The organism is Pseudomonadales bacterium, assembly GCA_041395945.1.
Taxonomy (GTDB): domain Bacteria; phylum Pseudomonadota; class Gammaproteobacteria; order Pseudomonadales; family Azotimanducaceae; genus SZUA-309.
In genome coordinates, this window is the sequence record JAWKZN010000001.1 from 3,223,647 (window position 1) to 3,244,781 (window position 21,135).

The 21,135-nt window shown below is 58.1% G+C and carries 15 protein-coding genes and 5 tRNA genes; all 20 read right to left on the reverse strand.

Annotated elements, in window-relative coordinates; all coding sequences use genetic code 11:
* Positions 1–195: 195 nt before the first annotated feature.
* The 20 genes from tuf (R3E82_14830) to R3E82_14925 all read right to left on the reverse strand — a co-directional run bounded on the left by tuf (R3E82_14830) (position 196) and on the right by R3E82_14925 (position 21,045).
* Positions 196–1,386 carry an elongation factor Tu gene (gene tuf, locus R3E82_14830; protein ID MEZ5552168.1) on the reverse strand — a complete coding sequence of 397 codons (1,191 nt, stop codon included), beginning with the start codon at positions 1,384–1,386 and terminating at the stop codon, positions 196–198.
* A 65-nt stretch (positions 1,387–1,451) separates the two neighbouring features.
* The gene (fusA, locus tag R3E82_14835) at positions 1,452–3,554 is read right to left on the reverse strand and encodes an elongation factor G (GenBank protein MEZ5552169.1); all 2,103 of its coding nucleotides are present in this window, start codon (positions 3,552–3,554) and stop codon (positions 1,452–1,454) included.
* Between the two features lie 73 nt (positions 3,555–3,627).
* Positions 3,628–4,098 carry a 30S ribosomal protein S7 gene (rpsG, locus tag R3E82_14840; GenBank protein MEZ5552170.1) on the reverse strand — a complete coding sequence of 157 codons (471 nt, stop codon included), beginning with the start codon at positions 4,096–4,098 and terminating at the stop codon, positions 3,628–3,630.
* 281 nt (positions 4,099–4,379) lie between these two features.
* The gene (gene rpsL, locus R3E82_14845) at positions 4,380–4,751 is read right to left on the reverse strand and encodes a 30S ribosomal protein S12 (GenBank protein MEZ5552171.1); all 372 of its coding nucleotides are present in this window, start codon (positions 4,749–4,751) and stop codon (positions 4,380–4,382) included.
* Between the two features lie 213 nt (positions 4,752–4,964).
* Positions 4,965–9,179, reverse strand: coding sequence for a DNA-directed RNA polymerase subunit beta' (gene rpoC / locus R3E82_14850; protein MEZ5552172.1), 4,215 nt, complete (start codon positions 9,177–9,179; stop codon positions 4,965–4,967).
* 73 nt (positions 9,180–9,252) lie between these two features.
* Entirely contained in the window at positions 9,253–13,329 is a 4,077-nt protein-coding gene (gene rpoB / locus R3E82_14855; protein ID MEZ5552173.1) for a DNA-directed RNA polymerase subunit beta, read from the reverse strand.
* Positions 13,330–13,552: 223 nt separating this feature from the next.
* Positions 13,553–13,927 (reverse strand): 50S ribosomal protein L7/L12, encoded by a 375-nt coding sequence (gene rplL, locus R3E82_14860; protein ID MEZ5552174.1) that lies wholly within the window; start codon positions 13,925–13,927, stop codon positions 13,553–13,555.
* Positions 13,928–13,972: 45 nt separating this feature from the next.
* Positions 13,973–14,500 (reverse strand): 50S ribosomal protein L10, encoded by a 528-nt coding sequence (gene rplJ, locus R3E82_14865; GenBank protein MEZ5552175.1) that lies wholly within the window; start codon positions 14,498–14,500, stop codon positions 13,973–13,975.
* A 305-nt stretch (positions 14,501–14,805) separates the two neighbouring features.
* Positions 14,806–15,504: a 50S ribosomal protein L1 gene (gene rplA, locus R3E82_14870; GenBank protein MEZ5552176.1), complete on the reverse strand. Its 699-nt coding sequence runs from the start codon at positions 15,502–15,504 to the stop codon at positions 14,806–14,808.
* Positions 15,504–15,935 carry a 50S ribosomal protein L11 gene (gene rplK, locus R3E82_14875; protein ID MEZ5552177.1) on the reverse strand — a complete coding sequence of 144 codons (432 nt, stop codon included), beginning with the start codon at positions 15,933–15,935 and terminating at the stop codon, positions 15,504–15,506. Before rplK ends, rplA begins: the two co-directional genes overlap by 1 nt.
* A gap of 197 nt (positions 15,936–16,132) precedes the next feature.
* Entirely contained in the window at positions 16,133–16,666 is a 534-nt protein-coding gene (gene nusG / locus R3E82_14880; protein ID MEZ5552178.1) for a transcription termination/antitermination protein NusG, read from the reverse strand.
* Between the two features lie 53 nt (positions 16,667–16,719).
* Entirely contained in the window at positions 16,720–17,082 is a 363-nt protein-coding gene (gene secE / locus R3E82_14885) for a preprotein translocase subunit SecE (GenBank protein MEZ5552179.1), read from the reverse strand.
* Positions 17,083–17,097: 15 nt separating this feature from the next.
* A tRNA-Trp gene (locus tag R3E82_14890) sits at positions 17,098–17,174 on the reverse strand.
* A 29-nt stretch (positions 17,175–17,203) separates the two neighbouring features.
* On the reverse strand, positions 17,204–18,394 hold the full coding sequence (gene tuf, locus R3E82_14895; GenBank protein ID MEZ5552180.1) for an elongation factor Tu: 1,191 nt from the start codon (positions 18,392–18,394) through the stop codon (positions 17,204–17,206).
* A 77-nt stretch (positions 18,395–18,471) separates the two neighbouring features.
* Positions 18,472–18,547: transfer RNA gene (locus tag R3E82_14900), tRNA-Thr, on the reverse strand.
* 96 nt (positions 18,548–18,643) lie between these two features.
* Positions 18,644–18,717: transfer RNA gene (locus R3E82_14905), tRNA-Gly, on the reverse strand.
* Positions 18,718–18,761: 44 nt separating this feature from the next.
* Positions 18,762–18,846 (reverse strand) — tRNA-Tyr (locus R3E82_14910).
* 278 nt (positions 18,847–19,124) lie between these two features.
* Positions 19,125–19,200, reverse strand: a tRNA-Thr gene (locus R3E82_14915).
* 27 nt (positions 19,201–19,227) lie between these two features.
* Positions 19,228–19,995, reverse strand: coding sequence for an SPOR domain-containing protein (locus R3E82_14920; GenBank protein ID MEZ5552181.1), 768 nt, complete (start codon positions 19,993–19,995; stop codon positions 19,228–19,230).
* Between the two features lie 93 nt (positions 19,996–20,088).
* Positions 20,089–21,045 carry a biotin--[acetyl-CoA-carboxylase] ligase gene (locus tag R3E82_14925; protein MEZ5552182.1) on the reverse strand — a complete coding sequence of 319 codons (957 nt, stop codon included), beginning with the start codon at positions 21,043–21,045 and terminating at the stop codon, positions 20,089–20,091.
* Positions 21,046–21,135 lie beyond the last annotated feature (90 nt).

Here is a 21,135-nt window from a genome sequence, read left to right on the forward strand (position 1 = left end):
TGCGCAAAACGGAGCGCGGATAATACAGATCAGGCTCTGATCTAGCAACAGCGAGTTGCCGCGGGGCGGTTTTGCCGCCCCCGGCGCCTGTTTCCCGACTACTCTTTGATGGTGGTTACCACGCCGGCGCCGACCGTTCTAGCCCCCGGCTGATCCGCTTTGCGGATCAGCTAAGCAGAACGGTCGGCTTGCTCACTATTCCTTGATACTCGTTACCACGCCGGCGCCGACCGTTCTGCCACCTTCACGGATCGCAAAACGCTGGCCTTCTTCCATCGCAATCGGCGAAATCAACGTCACCACCATATTCACGTTGTCTCCCGGCATCACCATCTCCACGTCCGTCGGCAGCTCACAGGTGCCCGTCACATCCGTCGTCTCAAAGAAAAACTGCGGACGATACCCCTTGAAGAACGGCGTATGACGCCCGCCTTCATCCTTCGACAGCACGTAGACTTCCGACTCGAACACCGTATGCGGCGTGATCGATCCCGGCTTCGCCAGTACCTGACCCCGCTCAACCTCTTCCCGCTTCGTGCCACGCAGCAGCACGCCGATGTTCTCCCCTGCCCGACCTTCGTCCAGCAGCTTGCGGAACATCTCTACCCCGGTGCACGTCGTCGTCGACGTCGGGTTGATCCCGACAATCTCGATCTCATCACCCACCTTCACGATGCCCCGGGCCACTCGACCCGTCACCACCGTACCCCGACCCGATATCGAGAACACGTCCTCGATCGGCATCAGAAACGGACGATCCACCGGCCGCTCAGGCTCCGGAATGTACTCATCCAGCGCCTCAACCAGCTTCTGTACCGCCGGTACACCAATGTCGCTCGCATCCCCTTCCAGGGCCTTCAGCGCACTGCCAATGATGATCGGTGTGTCATCACCCGGAAACTCGTACTGGTCCAGCAGTTCGCGGACTTCCATCTCAACAAGCTCCAGCAGCTCGTCATCGTCCACCATGTCCGCCTTGTTCATGAAGACCACGATCTTCGGCACACCCACCTGCCGCGACAGCAGAATGTGTTCCCGCGTCTGCGGCATCGGGCCATCCGCCGCCGATACCACCAGAATCGCTCCATCCATCTGTGCCGCCCCGGTGATCATGTTCTTCACATAATCCGCGTGTCCCGGGCAATCCACATGGGCGTAATGACGCTTCGCGCTCTCGTACTCCACGTGCGCGGTCGCAATCGTGATGCCCCGCTCGCGCTCTTCCGGTGCATTGTCAATCTGGTCAAACGCCAGAAAGGTGCCACCGTAGGTCTCTGAACACACCTTCGTCAGCGCCGCCGTCAGCGTCGTCTTGCCATGGTCTACATGACCAATCGTCCCAACGTTTACGTGCGGCTTCTTACGCTCAAATTTTTCTTTGCCCATGGCTAATTCCTAATCTCCAGTTTCAGTAGTCGGCGGACCACAAGCGTCCTCCAGCCCCAAGGATCTCACTTACGCTTGATCACGCCTTCCGCGATGCTGTCAGGCACCTCGGCATACTTTTCGAACTCCATCGTGTAGTTCGCGCGACCCTGGGTCGCAGATCGCAGGTCGGTCGAATAGCCGAACATTTCTGCGAGCGGCACATCCGCGCGTACGATTTTTCCTGCAGGATTTTCATCCATACCCAGGATGATGCCGCGACGACGGTTCAGATCGCCGACCACATCTCCCATGTAGTCTTCCGGTGTCACCACTTCCACGCTCATGATCGGCTCGAGCAGTACCGGGCGCGCCTTCAGGGCACCCTCTTTCATTGCCATGGATCCGGCAATCTTGAATGCCATTTCCGAGGAGTCGACTTCGTGGTACGAGCCGTCGAACAGGGTCGCCTTCACGCCGATCAGCGGATAACCGGCGATAACACCGTTCTTCATCTGCTCTTCGATACCTTTCGATACCGCACTGATATATTCCCGCGGGACCACACCACCCACGACAGCATCCACAAACTCGTAAATCGTGCCTTCCTCGTTCTCCGGTAGCGGCTCGATCTTGACCCAGACATGGCCGTACTGGCCGCGCCCGCCGGTCTGTCGAACGAACTTGCCTTCCTGTTCGACCGTGGCCCGGATCGTTTCTCTGTAAGCCACCTGAGGCTTGCCGATGTTGGCCTCGACACCGAATTCCCGCTTCATCCGATCGACGATGATGTCCAGGTGCAGCTCGCCCATCCCGGAGATGATCGTCTGACCGGATTCCTCATCCGTGTGCACACGGAACGAAGGGTCTTCCTGAGCCAGTTTGCCCAGCGCGACGCCCATTTTTTCCTGGTCCGGAACCGATTTCGGCTCCACGGCAACGGAGATCACGGGCTCCGGAAATTCCATGCGCTCGAGGGTAATAATCGAGTCCATGGCGCAGAGCGTGTCACCCGTGGTGACGTCCTTCAGGCCGATCGCGGCGGCAATGTCGCCGGCCCGCACTTCCTTGATTTCATTTCGCTCGTTGGCATGCATCTGCACCATCCGGCCAACCCGCTCACGCTTGGATTTGACCGGGTTATAGACCTGGTCGCCGGAACTCAATACGCCGGAGTAAACGCGAAAGAAAGTCAGAGTACCGACGAACGGGTCGGTGGCGATCTTGAACGCCAGCGCCGAGAAAGGTGCCGCATCGTCGGCTTCCCGGGTGCCATGGGTTTCACCATCTTCCAGGATGCCGTCGATCGCCTTCACTTCCGGAGGTGCCGGCAGATACTCGATTACCGCATCGAGCATGGCCTGCACGCCTTTGTTCTTGAAGGCAGAGCCACACAGGGCGGGCACGATCTGGTTGTTGAGGGTGCGGATACGCAGACCCTTCTTGATCTCTTCGTTGGTCAGCGGAGTGCCATCGAGATACTTCTCCATGTATTCGTCGTTGGCTTCCGCAGCCGCTTCGACCATGTGCTCGCGCCACTCCTCGCACTCGGCCTGCATGTCGGCCGGAATGTCCTTCAGATCGTAGGTCAGACCCTGGTCTTCTTCATTCCAGTAGATGGCCTTCATACGAATGAGGTCGACAATGCCCTTGAATTTTTCTTCCGAGCCGATTGACAGCTGAATCGGCACAGGATTGGCGCCGAGCCGGTTTTTGATCTGAGCAACTACCCGAAGGAAGTCTGCTCCCTGCCGGTCCATCTTGTTCACAAAAACGATACGGGGAACTTCATAGCGGTTTGCCTGCCGCCACACTGTTTCAGACTGAGGCTCCACACCGGATGTACCGCAGAAGACCACGACCGCACCGTCGAGTACCCGCAGACTCCGCTCCACTTCGATTGTGAAGTCCACGTGTCCGGGGGTGTCGATGATGTTGACGCGATGCTCATCGAACTGCTGGTCCATGCCTTTCCAGAAACAGGTCGTGGCCGCAGAAGTGATAGTGATCCCGCGCTCCTGCTCCTGCTCCATCCAGTCCATGGTCGCTGCGCCGTCGTGCACTTCACCAATCTTGTGAGACAGACCGGTGTAGAACAGCACACGCTCGGTCGTCGTGGTCTTACCCGCGTCGACGTGCGCCACGATACCAATGTTGCGGTAGCGGGATAGAGGGGTTTTACGAGCCATGATGCTCTCCGATTAAGTTGATTCTGACCTGGCTACAGATCTCGAGTTACATGCAGATGAAGGCGATGCAGACTCAATAGCGATAGTGGGAGAACGCCCGGTTGGCATCGGCCATACGGTGCGTGTCTTCACGCTTCTTAACAGCGGTGCCGCGACCGTCAGCCGCATCCATCAGCTCACCCGCGAGCCGGGCGGCCATGGATTTCTCCCCGCGCTTGCGCGCGCTGTCCACGAGCCAGCGCATGGCGAGGGCTTCCCGGCGCGATGGCCTGACTTCCACCGGAACCTGGTAGGTCGCGCCGCCCACCCGTCTGGATTTCACTTCCACATAGGGTGCCACGGCATCCAGTGCCTTGGTGAAAACCTCCACCGGATCCGGATTGCCGCGCTCTTCGACCCGGGACAGAGCCCCATAAACGATACGCTCAGCCACGGCCTTCTTTCCGCTGACCATCACATGGTTGATGAACTTGGCGACCGTCTGATTGTGGTATTTGGGATCCGGAAGGATTTCCCGTTTCGCAACGACTCTACGTCTTGGCATGATTTCTCCTTAGCTTCAGGTGGACCCCCGAGATCAGACCGGGGCCTTACTTGGAGATGAAAACCGCAGGCGCGTTTCGCGCCTTTACGGCGGGTGGCCGGTACCCTCCGGCACACCGCTCATCTGTTGGTTGGATACACCTATGTGGCTGGATTGAACTCCCTTGTACTGGAGCAGTGTCTGTTATTGAGCCAGGTCTTTGTCGGACCGGCGTCTATCTGTTGAATCAGTATCTACCGGGGCACCCCAGGAAACCTCAGCATCTACAGGCATTTCGTCTGTTACTTCGGCCGCTTGGCACCATATTTGGAGCGTGCCTGACGGCGATCCGAGACACCGGACGTGTCCAGAGTGCCGCGTACTGTGTGATAGCGGACTCCGGGGAGATCCTTGACCCTGCCACCGCGAATCAACACCACAGAGTGTTCCTGCAGATTGTGGCCTTCGCCACCAATGTAGGACGACACCTCATAGCCATTGGTCAGGCGCACACGGCAGACCTTGCGGAGCGCCGAATTCGGCTTTTTTGGCGTGGTGGTATAGACCCGGGTGCAGACGCCACGCTTCTGCGGACTGCCCTGCAGCGCCGGCACAATGCTCTTGTCGGCCTTGCGCTTGCGCGGTTTTCTCACCAGCTGGCTGATTGTCGCCATCTACTTATAACCTCTTGAATACTTCCATTGCCCCGGGCCTGTGCCCGGGGAAAAGAGCGCGGCAGTTTAATCACCTGAAACCCGGGACGCAATGGCCGGCTCACAAACCCGGCTCATCGGCGCCTCGGTCTCTTTTTTTAGTTTCCCTCGCCGCTGAGCGCCTCGGTCTCTTTTTTTAATTTCCCTCGCCGCTGAGCGCCTCGGTCTCTTTTTTTAATTTCCCTCGCCGCTGAGCGCCTCGGTCAGGGCCTGCTCGATGTCGTCCGCGGTTACACCCTGTTCGCGGGTGAGCTTCGCGGCCAGCTCCTCTTCACGGCGTCGCTTACGGTCGCTGTGATAGGTGAGGCCCGTACCAGCGGGAATCAGACGACCCACGACCACGTTCTCCTTGAGACCCCGCAGGTGGTCCTTCTTACCGGTCACGGCGGCTTCGGTCAGCACCCGGGTAGTCTCCTGGAAGGAGGCCGCCGAGATGAAGGATTCGGTGGCCAGCGAGGCCTTGGTGATCCCCAGAAGGACCCGCTGATAGCCGACTTCCTGTTTGCGCTCCGCATCCAGAAGTTCCTGCACTTCCAGCAGCCGGGTGTACTCCAGCTGTTCGCCGCGGATCAGGTTCGACTCGCCGGAATCGAGGATCTCAACCTTGCGCAGCATCTGCCGCACGATCACCTCGATGTGCTTGTCGTTGATCTTCACGCCCTGCAGACGATAGACCTCCTGGATCTCATTGATGATGTACTTGGCCAGTTCCTCGACACCTTTCAGACGCAGGATATCGTGGGGGTTCGGCGGGCCGTCGCAGACCACTTCTCCGCGCTCCACATGCTCGCCTTCGAACACGCCGATGTTGCGCCACTTCGGAATCAGGGTTTCCACCGGATCGCCATCGATCGGTGTGATCACCAGACGGCGCTTGCCTTTGGTTTCCTTGCCGAAACTGACGGTACCGGTTTCTTCGGCCAGTACTGCCGGCTCCTTCGGCTTGCGCGCTTCAAAGAGGTCGGCCACCCGCGGCAGACCACCGGTGATGTCCCGTGTCTTCGAGCCTTCCTGGGGAATCCGCGCAATGACGTCGCCGACCCCGATCTTGTCGTTGTCTTCGATGTTCAGAATCGAATCGAACGGCAGGAAGTAGTGCGCGGGTACATCGGTATTCGGCAGCAGGACCTGCTTGCCCTTGGCATCGACCAGACTGACCGCCGGGCGCATATCCTTACCCGCGCTGGGGCGATCTTTCGGGTCGAGTACCGTGATGTTGGTCAGACCGGTCAGCTCATCCGTCTGCCGGTTGATGGAGAGACCTTCTTCCATCGCCTCGAAGACCACTTTACCGGCAACTTCACTGACGATCGGATGTGTATGGGGGTCCCACTGGGCAACGACCTGGCCAGCATCTACTGCGTCCCCTTCGTCCACGGTAATGACCGCGCCGTAGGGCAGCTTGTAGCGTTCGCGCTCGCGGCCATGCTCGTCGGCAACCGCAATCTCACCGGAGCGGGATACCGCAACCAGTTCACCGCTCTCCTTCGTGACCGTCTTCAGGTTATGCAGGCGGATATAGCCGCCATGCTTCACCTGGATGCTGTCGATGGCGGTCGCCCTGGACGCAGCACCACCAATGTGGAAAGTACGCATCGTCAGCTGGGTGCCCGGCTCACCGATGGACTGGGCCGCGATGACACCAATCGCCTCACCCACGTTGACCTGATGGCCACGGGCCAGATCACGACCATAACAGGCGGCACAGACCCCGAAGCGGGTTTCACAGGTAATGGCGGACCGCACGACGATCTCGTCCACCCCCATCTCGTCGAGCTGATCGACCCAGAACTCATCCAGCATGGTTCCTGCGGCGATAAGAATGGTCTTCTCATCCGCATCGTAAACAGGCTGAGCGACCACCCGGCCGAGCACACGGTCACCCAGTGGCTCAACCACATCACCGCCTTCGATGATGGCCGAGACCAGCAGCCCTTCTTCGGTACCGCAATCCAGGTCTGTGATCACCACATCCTGGGCCACATCCACCAGACGGCGGGTGAGGTAACCGGAGTTCGCTGTTTTCAGCGCGGTGTCCGCAAGTCCTTTGCGCGCGCCGTGTGTCGAGATGAAATACTCGTTTACGTTCAGGCCTTCACGGAAATTCGCCGTGATCGCATTCTCGATGATACTGCCATCGGGACGGGTCATCAGGCCGCGCATACCCGCGAGCTGTCGGATCTGGGCCGGGGAACCCCGGGCGCCGGAGTCGGCGTAGATGAATACGGAGTTGAAGGAGGCCTGCTGCTCGTCTTTGCCCTCCCGATTCTTCACCGTTTCCTTGGAGATACCTTCCATCATGGCCCGGGCAACCAGATCGTTGGCCCGGGACCAGATATCCACCACTTTGTTGTACTTCTCGCCCTGGGTCACCAGGCCGGAGGCGTACTGGGATTCAATCTCAGCAACTTCAGACTGGGCATCATCGATAATCCGGGCCTTCTGATGCGGGATCACGAAATCGTCCACCCCGATGGAGGCGCCGGAGGAGGTCGAGAACGCAAAACCGGTGTACATCAGCTGGTCGGCGAAAATCACAGTGTCCTTGAGACCGACGTTCCGATAGCAGGCATTGATCAGTCCGGAGATGGACTTCTTGTCGAGAGGCTTGTTGACCATCTCGAAGGGCAGCAGCTTCGGCACCACGTCGTAAAACAGTGCTCTGCCGACCGTCGTGTCCTTGAGGCTGCGAACTTCACGAATGGAACCGTCTTCGTCCTGAACCTGCTCGACAATGCGCACCTTCACCCGGGCATGCAGATCGACCTGCTTCGAGTGATACGCCCGATGGAGCTCGTTGGTGTCCGCGAAAACCATGCCTTCGCCTTTGACGTTCACCATCTCCCGGGTCATGTAGTACAGACCCAGCACCACGTCCTGGGACGGCACGATGATCGGCTCACCGCTCGCCGGGGACAGGATGTTGTTGGTACTCATCATCAGCGCACGGCTTTCCAGCTGCGCCTCGAGAGTGAGCGGTACGTGCACGGCCATCTGGTCGCCGTCGAAGTCGGCGTTGTACGCTGTGCAGACCAGAGGGTGCAGCTGAATGGCCTTACCTTCGATGAGCACGGGCTCGAATGCCTGAATGCCCAGCCGGTGCAGGGTTGGTGCGCGGTTCAGCAGCACCGGGTGTTCGCGGATGACCTCAGCCAGAATGTCCCAGACTTCCGGGGTTTCCCGCTCCACCATCTTTTTCGCTGCCTTGATGGTAGTGGCCATTCCCCGGGCTTCGAGCTTTCCGAAGATGAACGGTTTGAACAGTTCGAGTGCCATTTTCTTCGGCAATCCGCACTGATGCAGGCGCAGTGTCGGGCCGACCACGATGACCGAACGCCCCGAGTAGTCCACCCGCTTGCCGAGCAGATTCTGGCGGAAACGACCCTGCTTGCCTTTGATCATGTCTGCCAGCGACTTCAGCGGACGCTTGTTGGAGCCGGTGATGGCCCGGCCGCGCCGGCCGTTATCCAGCAGCGCATCGACTGCCTCCTGGAGCATGCGCTTTTCGTTGCGGACGATAATGTCCGGCGCAGAGAGGTCGAGCAGTCGCTTGAGGCGGTTGTTGCGGTTGATGACCCGTCGATACAGATCGTTCAGGTCGGAGGTCGCGAAACGTCCACCGTCGAGAGGAACCAGGGGCCGCAGGTCAGGTGGCAGCACCGGCAGCACTGTCAGGATCATCCACTGGGGACGGTTGCCGGATTCAACAAAAGCTTCCATGAGCTTAAGGCGCTTCGACAGCTTTTTGATTTTGGTTTCAGAGTTGGTCGCCGGAATTTCTTCGCGCAGACGGGAAGTTTCCGCATCCAGATCCAGCGCCTTGAGCAGCGCCTCAACGGCCTCTGCACCCATCCGGGCATCAAACTCGTCGCCGAATTCCTCGAGCTTCTGGAAATATTCTTCGTCGGTCAGCAGCTGACCGGTTTCCAGATCGGTGAGTCCCGGGTCCACAACCACGAAGGATTCGAAATACAGGACCCGCTCGATGTCGCGCAGGGTCATGTCCAGCAGCAGTCCGATACGGGAAGGCAGCGACTTCAGGAACCAGATGTGAGCGACCGGGCTGGCCAGCTCGATGTGGCCCATCCGCTCGCGCCGTACTTTGGTCAGAGTAACTTCAACGCCGCACTTCTCGCAGATTACACCGCGGTGTTTGAGACGCTTGTACTTTCCGCACAGGCACTCATAGTCCTTGATCGGTCCGAAAATCCGTGCGCAGAAAAGGCCATCGCGCTCGGGTTTGAAGGTCCGGTAATTGATCGTCTCCGGCTTCTTCACTTCGCCGAACGACCACGAACGGATCATCTCAGGCGACGCCAGTCCGATTCGCAATGCATCGAACTCATCGACGCTACTTTGAGACTTCAGCAGATTTAACAGGTCTTTCAAGTTCTCTCCTCCGATCTGGATTGGAGTGACGGTAGTTCGCGATTCCTACTTGATTCCAGTGAGTGGCAGGCACTCATTCGTTTTCGAGCTCAATGTCTATGCCCAGGGAGCGGATTTCCTTGATCAGCACGTTGAAGGATTCGGGCATACCCGGTTCCATCTTGAAGTCGCCGTCCACGATGTTCTTGTACATCTTGGTCCTGCCGGCGACGTCGTCTGATTTGACGGTGAGCATCTCCTGGAGGGTGTAGGCGGCGCCATAAGCCTCCAGTGCCCAGACTTCCATCTCTCCAAATCGCTGACCACCGAACTGAGCCTTGCCACCCAGCGGCTGCTGGGTTACCAGGCTGTAGGAGCCCGTGGAGCGGGCATGCATCTTGTCGTCAACCAGGTGGTTGAGTTTGAGCATGTACATGTAACCAATGGTCACCTGCCGGTCGAACTTATCTCCTGTGCGGCCGTCGTAAAGCGTCGTCTGACCGCTGGCCGGCAACTGGGCCAGTTCCAGCATCTTCTTGATCTCGGACTCCGCGGCACCGTCGAACACCGGGGTCGCCATCGGCACACCGTTGCGCAGATTACCGGCCAGTTCGAGGAGTTCCGAGTCATTCAGTGCCTTCAGGTTCTCAGGGCGGTCACCGACGGTGTTGTAGACGCTCTCCAGGAAACCACGAATGTCCGCGGCTTTCTGTTGCGCCTCGATCATCCTGCCGATCCGCTCACCGATACCCTTGGCTGCCCAACCGAGATGAGCTTCCAGAATCTGGCCCACGTTCATCCGCGACGGCACACCCAGCGGATTCAGCACGATATCCACCGGCTCACCATTCTCATCGAAAGGCATGTCTTCGACCGGCATGATCACCGAGATCACGCCCTTGTTGCCGTGTCGACCTGCCATTTTGTCGCCAGGCTGGATGCGGCGCTTGATGGCCAGATAGACCTTCACGATTTTCAGCACACCGGGTGCGAGATCGTCTCCGGTTTCGAGCTTCTGACGCTTGTCCGCGTAGACCGCGTCGAGTTGCTCCTTGCGCTTCTTGAGCTGGGCTTCGGCACGCTCGAGCAGACCATTGAGGTCATCGTCGGACATGCGGATCTTGAACCAGTCATCCCGGGCGATTTCCGCCAGGTAGCCTTCGTCGATCGTGAGCCCCTTGGTCCTGCCAGGTGCACTGGCCGCTTTCTGGCCCATCAGCGAACGCTGCAGACGTTCGAAGGTCGCTGTCTCGACAATACGATATTCGTCGTCCAGATCCTTGCGTATCTGGGTCAGCTGAGAGCGCTCGATATCCTTCGCCCGCTGGTCCTTTTCAACACCATCCCGGGTAAAGACCTGCACGTCGATCACAGTGCCCTTGACACTGGTGGGAACGCGCAGCGAGGTGTCCTTCACATCGGACGCTTTCTCACCAAATATCGCACGCAGCAGCTTCTCCTCGGGGGTGAGCTGTGTTTCACCCTTCGGAGTCACTTTCCCGACAAGAATGTCTCCAGCTTCCACTTCCGCGCCGATATAGACGATTCCGGACTCGTCCAGTTTCGACAGCGCCCCTTCGCCGACATTGGGGATGTCGCAGGTAATTTCTTCCGGTCCCAGCTTGGTGTCCCGGGCGATACAGGTGAGTTCCTGAATGTGCACACTGGTGAAGCGGTCTTCCTGTACCACACGCTCGGATACCAGAATCGAGTCTTCATAGTTGTAGCCGTTCCAGGCCATGAAGGCGATGCGCATATTCTGACCAAGCGCCAGCTCTCCCATATCGCAGGAAGGGCCGTCTGCGAGAATGTCGCCTCTGGCTATTTTGTCACCCGGCGTAACCAGCGGACGCTGGTTGATGCAGGTGTTCTGGTTGGAACGGGTGAATTTGGTGAGGTTGTAGATATCCACACCGGCTTCGCCTGATGCTGTCTCAGCATCATCCACACGCACCACGATGCGGCCTGCATCCACGCTGTCTACCACACCGCCTCGGCTGGCGATCACACACACCCCGGAATCCCGGGCCACATAACGCTCCATGCCGGTTCCCACCAGGGGCGTCTGGGAGCGCAGAGTCGGCACCGCCTGGCGCTGCATGTTCGAACCCATCAGCGCACGGTTGGCGTCGTCATGCTCCAGGAACGGAATCAGTGAAGCTGCAACGGACACCACCTGCTTGGGTGAAACGTCCATGTAGTTAACGTTTTCCGCCGCAGTCTTGGTGAATTCGTTCTGATGCCGCACGTCCACCAGATCTTCAACAAACTCTTTTTTCGCATTGAGCTTCGCGCTTGCCTGCGCAATCACGTACTGAGCTTCGTCAATAGCGGACAGGAACTCGATATTATCCGTGACCTTGCCGTTCTCGACGCGACGATACGGCGTCTCGAGGAAACCGTAGTTGTTGGTTCGGGAATAGGTGGCCAGGCTGTTGATCAGACCGATGTTCGGACCTTCCGGCGTCTCGATGGGGCATACCCGGCCATAGTGGGTCGGGTGCACGTCACGCACTTCGAAACCTGCACGCTCCCGCGTCAGACCGCCCGGTCCAAGCGCAGAGACACGGCGCTTGTGAGTGACCTCGGAAAGCGGGTTGTTCTGGTCCATGAACTGCGAAAGCTGACTGGAACCAAAGAATTCCTTGATCGCAGCAGCCACCGGCTTGGCGTTAATCATGTCCTGCGGCATCAGACCTTCAGACTCCGCCAGACTCAGACGCTCTTTGACCGCCCGCTCGACGCGGATCACTCCCACGCGAAACTGGTTTTCCGCCATTTCACCGACAGAACGTACGCGACGATTACCCAGGTGGTCGATGTCGTCGACGGCGCCGTTACCGTTACGGATCTGAATCAGCGTTTTGAGTACATCCACGATGTCCTGAGCATCGAGGATGCCTTCACCGATGATCTCTTCCCGACCCAGGCGGCGATTGAACTTCATGCGGCCAACCGCAGAAAGATCATAGCGGTCACTCGAGAAGAAAAGATTGTTGAAGAGATTCTCCGCTGCTTCCTTTGTCGGCGGCTCGCCAGGACGCATCATGCGATAGATCTCAACCAGCGCTTCCAGCTTGTTGCGGGAGGGGTCGATCCGCAGCGTGTCGGAGATGTATGAGCCCCGATCGAGCTCATTGGTGTAGATCGTCTCGATGTTCTTCACGCCTGCTTCAAGCAGAGTGTCGAGCACCTCATCGGTGATGATGGAGTTACAGGGCAACAGGATCTCGCCACTGGACTCGTCCACGAGATCCTTTGCCGTGATGCGGTCGAGCAGATATTCCCGCGGCACTTCAAGCCGCTTGATGCCGCTGTTTTCCAGCAGACGGACATGACGGGCAGTAATCCGACGGCCCATTTCCACAATCAGTTCGCCATCACGCCCGACGATATCGAAGGATGCGACATCGCCACGCATGCGTTCCGGCTGCAGGTCGACTGAAAAGCCGTCTTTCTTGACATGGAAGACGTTCTTTTCAAAGAACATATCGAGCATCTGCTCGGAGGTGAACTCCAGCGCGCGTAACACGATAGTTGCCGGCAGCTTACGACGCCGGTCGATCCGCACGAACACGCAATCCTTCGGATCGAATTCAAAATCCAGCCATGAGCCGCGATACGGAATCACCCGGGCGGAATAAAGAAGCTTGCCGGATGAGTGGGTCTTGCCCCGGTCATGGTCGAAGAACACGCCGGGAGAACGATGCAGCTGGGAAACGACTACGCGCTCAGTGCCGTTGATAACAAAAGTACCATTCTCGGTCATGAGCGGAATTTCGCCCATGTACACTTCCTGCTCTTTCACATCCTTGACAAGCGCCTTGTTGGAAGACTCCTTGTCATAGATGATCAGACGCACTTTCACGCGCAGTGGTGCTGCATAAGTGATCCCGCGCAGTACACATTCCTTGACGTCGAAGGTGGGCTCGCCGAGGCGGTACTCGACATATTCCAGGGCCGCGCTGCCGGAGTAGCTGACAATCGGAAACACAGAGCGGAATGCCGCGTGCAGGCCGACTTCTTCCCGATCCTTCGGAGACCGATCGAGCTGTAGAAATCTGTTGTACGAATCGACCTGAATCGAAAGAAGATACGGGATATCCATTACTTCGGAGAGTTTTCCGAAGTCTTTGCGGATTCGTTTCTTCTCGGTAAAGCTATAAGCCATTCCAATCTCCTGCGGTTTTCAACCGACCGGTGTCAGGTTCCTGGGTGAGCGACCTTGCGATGCAGCCGCCTCCATCCACCCTGCGTCTAACGCGTGTTCTTCCTAATCGAATTCTGTCTGTCGCGAAGCATGCTGCTGGCAGCCTGTATTTCGCGAAACGCCGAAAGGCCGGAGGCGCATACACCCCCAGCCTGTCGAACGCGCTGGTCTGATATTTTTCAGACTACTTGAGCTCAACCGTAGCGCCAGCTTCTTCCAGCTGCTTTTTGAAGTCTTCGGCTTCGGCTTTGTTTGCGCCTTCCTTGACCGCGGAAGGTGCTTCGTCAACCAGAGCCTTCGCTTCTTTCAGGCCAAGACCAGTGATCGCACGTACCACTTTGATGACGTTCACTTTCTTTTCGCCGGAAGAGATCAGCATCACATCAAACTCGTCCTTCTCTTCCGCTGCAGCAACGGGTGCTGCTGCTGCGGGAGCGGCTGCCACAGCTGCGGCCGCAGAAACCCCGAACTTTTCTTCCATCGCGGAAATCAGATCCACGACTTCCATCACGCTCATCTGCGCGATGGCATTCAACATATCGTCTTTGGACAGTGCCATTTAACTATTCTCCTAAATACTCTGGGCTGTTAGCTGTACTGAAGCTTACGAAGCCTGCTTCTGATCCCGGATCGCTGCCATCGTGCGCACCAGCTTGCCTGGCACTTCATTGAGAGTGCGGGCGAGCTTGGCGATCGGAGCCTGCATGACGGCCATCAGCAGTGACAGAGCCTCATCTCTCGTGGGCAGCGCTGCCACACGATCGATCTGATCTGCACTGAGAAGCCGGCCACCGATTGACAGAGCTTTGACCTGCAAAGCCTCCCAATCCTTGGCATACCCTTTCAGCAGACGCGCCGCCGATCCTGGATCTTCCTGCGAAAAGGCAAACATCGTGGGGCCGACCAGTGTGTCTTTGAGACACTCGAAATCAGTACCCTCAATGGCGCGCCGAGCCAGCGTATTACGGACCACTTTCACATAGACGCCCGTGTCACGCGCTTTCGCCCGCAACGTGGTCATCTGTTCGACAGTCAGTCCACGATAATCGCTGACAACGGCAGACAGAGCCTTTGTCGCGGCCTCGTTAACCTCGGCAACAATCGCTTGTTTTTCTGCAAGTCTTAATGCCATGGTTACTCCTTATTGAGAACCTCAAGCGGATATCGCCGATATCCACATAACGACCACGAATGGTCGAACTTCCAAACTACGGCGACCCAAAAGCCTGTGGCACGAAGCACGCACACACTTACCCAGGTAACACCGTCTGCGTAGGAAATTAAGGGCGCCCCTGGAGCGGCCGCTTCCTGCGGTCGCCGCCAGGAGTTCCGGCTGAGCCGGAACTCCCAAGCGACTCGCTCCGCGAGTCGCCCACCTACGGTTTTTGACGGCTCCGGAACTTACGCTCCGGACCTTCAAAACTTTCTAACGCTTCCTCAACCGACGGACAGACTCGACTGATCCACCAGAAGACCTGGACCCATGGTCGTCGATAGCACTATCTTCTTCAGATAGATGCCTTTCGCCGATGCGGGTTTGGCCTTACGCAGATCGTCAAGCAGTGCCTGTACGTTGTCCTTGATCTTGATACTTTCGAAACCGACCTGTCCGACCCGACCGTGGACGATTCCGGCCTTGTCGGTTCGGAACTGAATCTGGCCGGCTTTGGCATTCTTTACAGCGGTTTCGACATCCGGCGTAACGGTCCCGGTCTTCGGGTTCGGCATCAGGCCACGGGGGCCGAGAACCCGACCCAGCTGGCCAACCAGCCGCATCGCATCCGGTGTAGCAATCAGGACATCAAAGTCCATGACGCCACCCTTGATCGATTCCGCCAGATCTTCAAAGCCCACCAGGTCTGCACCGGCAGCGGTCGCCTTGTCCGCGTTTTCGCCCTGGGCGAATACGGCAACCCGAACGGTTTTACCGGTGCCGTGGGGCAGCGTCGTCGCACCGCGCACCACCTGATCGGACTTCCTCGGATCAACACCCAGATTCACCGAGATATCGAAGGATTCCTTGAACTTTGACCGCGCAAGTTCGCTCAGCAGCGCAACAGCGTCTTCAATCGGATAGCTCTTCTGCAGATCAACCTTCTCGGCGATCAGCTTCTGCTTTCTGGTCAGCTTCGGCATTACACGCCCTCCACTTCAATACCCGCACTGCGTGCACTGCCGGCTATGGTCCGCACCGCGGCATCCATATCGGCCGCAGTGAGATCAGGCATCTTCATCTGGGCAATTTCTTCGAGTTGCGCACGGTTCACCTTGGCGACCTTGCTGGTGTTCGGTGTAGCGCTGCCCTTGGTGATCTTGGCTGCCTTGCGCAGCAGCACCGCCGCCGGCGGGGTTTTCATGATGAAGGTAAAGCTGCGGTCCGCGTACACGGTGATAACCACAGGTGTGGGCAGACCTTCCTCGAGATGCTGGGTCTGGGCGTTAAACGCTTTGCAGAAATCCATAATATTCACGCCATGCTGGCCTAAAGCCGGGCCAACTGGCGGACTGGGATTTGCCTTCTGAGCTGCAACCTGCAGCTTGATATAGGCGGTTACCTTCTTAGCCATCAATCACTCCTTGTGGGTTCCAGCGTGCATCGCCCTTCGGACTCCGACGCGACTGCACTCCCCGTTGCGGACGCCCGGTCCGCGTTAATGCGGACACTTCGTCCGCGTTCTTGCGGACACTTCGTCCGCGTTCTTTTCAACTTCCCGCCCGACGGTCTGAATACCGGCAGGTGGTCCAAGAAACCTGATGCCGGCCGTTAGCCCTTTTCGACCTGCCCGAAATCCAACTCCACAGGCGTGGAACGCCCGAAAATCGTGACCGCCACATGCAGCCGGCTCTTTTCGTAATTCACCTCTTCAACGACACCATTGAAGTCGTTGAACGGACCATCGATCACTCGAACAATCTCGCCGGGCTCGAAGACGGTCTTCGGGGTCGCCTTCTCACTGCCTGCTGCCACCCGATCCAGAATGGCACGGGCTTCTGCCTCGGTGAGCGGGGCCGGTTTGTCGGCTTTACCACCGATGAATCCCATGACCCGGGGGGTCTCTTTCACCAGGTGCCAGGTCTCGTCGTTGAGCTCCATTTCCACAAGCACGTATCCCGGGAAAAACTTGCGCTCGCTGCGCCGCTTCTGACCGGCACGCATTTCGACCACTTCCTCTGTCGGTACCAGAATTTCGCCAAAGAAGTCACCCAGAGCTGAGAGATTCACCCGCTCTTTGAGTGCCCGGGCAACCGATTTCTCAAAGCCCGAATAGGCATGCACCACGTACCACTTCTTAGACATAAGGCATCCGCTTATTTGATCCTGTCCAGCCCACCGGCCATTTACTCCGGCGTTCAGCCGATAATTATCGAAACCAGCCAGCTCAGCGCAGAATCCAGCAGCCACAGAATCAGCGAGAAAACGAGGACCAGCACCAGCACGATCATCGTCGTCTGGGTGGTCTCATCCCAGCTCGGCCAGACCACACGACGGATTTCACTGCGAGACTCTTTGATCAGAGTCCAGGCGTTTCTGCCCCGCTCGGTCTGCACCGCCATCGCAAATGCACCTACGGCCAGTACCAGCATCGCCAGCACGCGGTAGAGCAATGACTGATCCTGGTAATACCAGTTGCCGAAAATCCCAAGACCGAGGATGCCGAATACCACCAGCCACTTGAGCCAGTCGAAACCCTGCGATTCTGTCGTCGTGCTCATCAAATTCCCGTCGTCTGGCAGGCCAGGAGGGAATCGAACCCCCAACCTGCGGTTTTGGAGACCGCTGCTCTGCCTAGTTGAGCTACTGGCCTAATGCTTAATCCGCCCTGCCTGCGAAGACTTACTCTTTGATGCTGGTTACCACGCCGGCGCCGACCGTTCTGCCACCTTCACGGATCGCAAAACGCTGGCCTTCTTCCATCGCAATCGGCGAAATCAACGTCACCACCATATTCACGTTGTCTCCCGGCATCACCATCTCCACGTCCGTCGGCAGCTCACAGGTGCCCGTCACATCCGTCGTCTCAAAGAAAAACTGCGGACGATACCCCTTGAAGAACGGCGTATGACGCCCGCCTTCATCCTTCGACAGCACGTAGACTTCCGACTCGAACACCGTATGCGGCGTGATCGATCCCGGCTTCGCCAGTACCTGACCCCGCTCAACCTCTTCCCGCTTCGTGCCACGCAGCAGCACGCCGATGTTCTCCCCTGCCCGACCTTCGTCCAGCAGCTTGCGGAACATCTCTACCCCGGTGCACGTCGTCGTCGACGTCGGGTTGATCCCGACAATCTCGATCTCATCACCCACCTTCACGATGCCCCGGGCCACTCGACCCGTCACCACCGTACCCCGACCCGATATCGAGAACACGTCCTCGATCGGCATCAGAAACGGACGATCCACCGGCCGCTCAGGCTCCGGAATGTACTCATCCAGCGCCTCAACCAGCTTCTGTACCGCCGGTACACCAATGTCGCTCGCATCCCCTTCCAGGGCCTTCAGCGCACTGCCAATGATGATCGGTGTGTCATCACCCGGAAACTCGTACTGGTCCAGCAGTTCGCGGACTTCCATCTCAACAAGCTCCAGCAGCTCGTCATCGTCCACCATGTCCGCCTTGTTCATGAAGACCACGATCTTCGGCACACCCACCTGCCGCGACAGCAGAATGTGTTCCCGCGTCTGCGGCATCGGGCCATCCGCCGCCGATACCACCAGAATCGCTCCATCCATCTGTGCCGCCCCGGTGATCATGTTCTTCACATAATCCGCGTGTCCCGGGCAATCCACATGGGCGTAATGACGCTTCGCGCTCTCGTACTCCACGTGCGCGGTCGCAATCGTGATGCCCCGCTCGCGCTCTTCCGGTGCATTGTCAATCTGGTCAAACGCCAGAAAGGTGCCACCGTAGGTCTCTGAACACACCTTCGTCAGCGCCGCCGTCAGCGTCGTCTTGCCATGGTCTACATGACCAATCGTCCCAACGTTTACGTGCGGCTTCTTACGCTCAAATTTTTCTTTGCCCATCGTTCTTCCTCAATTCTCTTATCTCTTTCCGAATCTCATCCGTCCCAATCCCCGACCAGCTGGTCGAGTCCGAAATATGGTGCTCACAATCGGAATCGAACCGATGACCTCTTCCTTACCAAGGAAGTGCTCTACCGACTGAGCTATGTGAGCCGCGCCCCTGTCGTACCTTCTCGATCTGCTGACGCAATCCCGTCAACCAAGCTTCTTTACGTTTTCTGCCAGTCAGCCCATCTGCCAGCCACGGACTGGAGCGGGTAGCGGGAATCGAACCCGCGTCATCAGCTTGGAAGGCTGAGGTTCTACCGCTGAACTATACCCGCGCACTTTCACCAGTTTCGGCCTCCAACAATCCGCAGGGGCAAAATGGTGGAGGGGGAAGGATTCGAACCTTCGAAGGCTAAGCCGTCAGATTTACAGTCTGATCCCTTTGACCGCTCGGGAACCCCTCCGCGTCTTCGCGTCCACACAACGTACTGGTGATTTGCTGATACCCCCGCTGGTCACTCCTGCATCAAATTCGTGTCAATCACGGCCAACATTCATCCAGCGGAAGACGCAAAAAGCCACCCTGCCAACCCCATGTGTCGACACAGTGTATGCACTCTCCTGCCAGCAACCGGTCCCGTTGCGCCGTCTCGCTTCGACCGTCCCGTTACCATCCCAAAATCAGGCCGCTACCCTGTAGCCCAGTGTTTCCGGGCTTTTACCCGGCCCTCCGGGTGGCGATTGGTGCCGCCACAAGGAGTCGAACCCTGGACCTTCTCATTACAAGTGAGCTGCTCTACCGACTGAGCTATGGCGGCCAAAATGGGAGCGGGATTCTATAGAAACTACCTCAGGGACGCAATCGCGGCACAATCCTTCGACGGGTGACCTTCGGTTTCGAATCCCTGGGGAACCCGGGCATAGAGATGGTAAACGGTGTGAGCTCTTTCCAGAGGTTCCACAATCGACTCGTACCCCAGTCCGGTCAATCGCTGCTGATGCGCTTCAGCCCGGGAGCGGCGACTGAAAACGCCTGCCGATACCGAGTTCACCAGCGATCCACCCGAAATCACGTAGGCGTCTATTGATTGGGATTCCAGTTCCTGAAGCAGGCGACGGGCATTGTCAATATTCTGGTCGGTGTCGATATATACCAGGTAGTCCGGATCGCTGCTCAACTCTGAGGCCTGTATGTCAATGACATCTCCAGCGGACTCGATCTGCTGGCGCAGCGCTTCTACCACCCCCTCTACCCCGATCGGCCCCCAGACCCGACAGGCGAGCGCAGACTGCACGACGTCATCACCACTTCCGAGCTGCCCTGAGCCACTGTTGGGCACGCCGTCGTCGAGCATCTCAGCCGAAGCAGCCCCCTGAGCAGGTACATCCGCGTCGGCTGTCTGATCGTCAAGCTGTTCGATAGCCTCGGGGCCAAGCTCCTGGAGCAATCGTATTTCGAGTGGAAACTCTTCAGCGCCGCTGTCCGCACGGTCTTCACCCGCAGGTTCATGCAACCATGGAACGATAAGGAGATTGGCAGCCACTATCAGTGCTACACAGAGGGTGCCCAGGGTGAGCAGTCTTCGCGAATCGGGTTTTTGTGCAGGATCCATCCGGGACTGGTAACCACCTCGAGACTGCTGGGTGCCCGCATCATGCGGGCGCCGGCAGTATAGTCGTCCTGGAATCGAGCGGACAACCGGGTATCAGGCCTTCGCGTCACGCATCGATACTTCACCTGCGTTGTACACACAGGTACCAGACACAGTTTCCAGGATCAGCTCACCGGTCTCTGTGACCCCCTGCACGACTCCACAGGACTCCCCGTCGGCCTGTATCAGGCGTACGGGCTTCCGATGGAAGCGATGATGGGAGTTGAACGCCTCCACCATGGGACGAAAGCCCTGCTGTGCGAACCCTTGAGCGTAATCCACGATGCCGGACAGGAAACGGGCGGCCAGCAGATTTCTGGACACGATGCACCCCGTTTCATGGAGGTCGGCAATCGGTTGATCGATGAGAGAACGGACCGACGGGGTCAACTGCAGATTGATCCCAACTCCAACGACGACGTCCGTCCTGTCAGGGCAGGAAACGAGCTCAATCAGTACACCTGCCAGCTTTCGTCCATGCAGCAGCACATCATTCGGCCACTTGACCTCGACACCTTGAATTCCAAGATCGAGGAGCTGATCCACCAGCGCGAGGCCGATGCAGAGACTGAAGCCGCCAAGATCCGCAGGCTTGTGCGGGAAAGACAGTCCTGCTGACAGCGCCAGATTGCTCCCGAACGGGCTCTGCCAGCCTCTACCCCGCCGCCCGCGACCCTTTACCTGCAGCTCCGCTATTGCGACGAGTCCGGCGATTGAGCCTCCCGCCGTCTTTCTCATCAGGTGAGCGTTTGTAGAACCGACCACTGGAAATACTTCCAGGTCATTAAGCCAGCGCAACGCCCGGCCGCTCAGCTGATCCCGAATTCTGGAACCATCCAGTCGCTCGATGCCATCGGGTATCCGCACACGATCTTCAGAAACGGAAAATCCCAGTTCCTGAACACGATCCAGAGTCATGCCGAGCTCGGCAAGGGTCGGCGATCCGCCATTCAATAGGGGACTCAGCCGCGCCATCAGCAGATCCTCTTCGACCTGTTGCGGATCGGACATCGGCTCACCCCCTCGCATCCTGGTCCGCTAGTTTAGGGCCGGGCCATCGACACGAACAACCAGCGCCTGCCCCGACTGGCCGGTCTGGTG